Source organism: Pigmentiphaga litoralis, assembly GCF_014651835.1.
In the GTDB taxonomy this organism is placed as follows: Bacteria; Pseudomonadota; Gammaproteobacteria; order Burkholderiales; family Burkholderiaceae_B; genus Pigmentiphaga; species Pigmentiphaga litoralis.
On sequence record NZ_BMXQ01000008.1, the window covers coordinates 1 to 1,326 of the forward strand.

Below are 1,326 nucleotides of genomic sequence, written 5' to 3' on the forward strand. Positions count from 1 at the left end.
ATCCGTAGATTTCCGAATGGGGAAACCCACAGCTTCGGCTGTATCGCATACTGAATACATAGGTATGCGAGGCGAACCGGGTGAACTGAAACATCTCAGTAGCTCGAGGAAAAGAAATCAACCGAGATTCCGAAAGTAGCGGCGAGCGAAATCGGAACAGCCTTTACGATTTAGCATCAGTGATAGGGGAACAGTCTGGAAAGTCTGGCCATAGCAGGTGATAGTCCTGTACCCGAAATTTCTGTTGTGGAACTAGGCGTAAGACAAGTAGGGCGGGACACGTGTAATCCTGTCTGAACATGGGGGGACCATCCTCCAAGGCTAAATACTCGTAATCGACCGATAGTGAACCAGTACCGTGAGGGAAAGGCGAAAAGAACCCCGGAAGGGGAGTGAAATAGATCCTGAAACCGCATGCATACAAACAGTAGGAGCGGACTTGTTCCGTGACTGCGTACCTTTTGTATAATGGGTCAGCGACTTACATTCAGTGGCAAGCTTAACCGAATAGGGAAGGCGTAGCGAAAGCGAGTCCGAATAGGGCGACTAGTCGCTGGGTGTAGACCCGAAACCAGACGATCTATCCATGGCCAGGTTGAAGGCACGGTAACACGTGCTGGAGGACCGAACCCACTAATGTTGAAAAATTAGGGGATGAGCTGTGGATAGGGGTGAAAGGCTAAACAAGTCTGGAAATAGCTGGTTCTCCCCGAAAACTATTTAGGTAGTGCCTCAAGTATTACTCCAGGGGGTAGAGCACTGTTATGGCTAGGGGGTCATGGCGACTTACCAAACCATTGCAAACTCCGAATACCTGGAAGTACAGCTTGGGAGACAGAGCACCGGGTGCTAACGTCCGGACTCAAGAGGGAAACAACCCAGACCGCCAGCTAAGGTCCCCAAATATTGCTAAGTGGGAAACGAAGTGGGAAGGCATAGACAGTCAGGAAGTTGGCTTAGAAGCAGCCATCCTTTAAAGAAAGCGTAATAGCTCACTGATCGAGTCGTCCTGCGCGGAAGATGTAACGGGGCTAAGCAATATACCGAAGCTGCGGATGCGTGGATTGATTTCCATGCGTGGTAGGGGAGCGTTCTGTAAGCCTGCGAAGGTGTCTTGTAAAGGATGCTGGAGGTATCAGAAGTGCGAATGCTGACATGAGTAGCGATAAAGAGGGTGAAAGGCCCTCTCGCCGTAAGTCCAAGGTTTCCTACGCAACGTTCATCGGCGTAGGGTGAGTCGGCCCCTAAGGCGAGGCAGAGATGCGTAGCTGATGGGAAGCAGGTTAATATTCCTGCACCATTGTTTAATGCGATGGGGGGACGGAT

The 1,326-nt window shown here is 50.8% G+C and carries 1 rRNA gene; it reads left to right on the top strand.

The annotated features are described in order from the left end of the window. Positions 1-1,326 (top strand): 23S ribosomal RNA (locus IE116_RS25745); the annotation flags it as partial.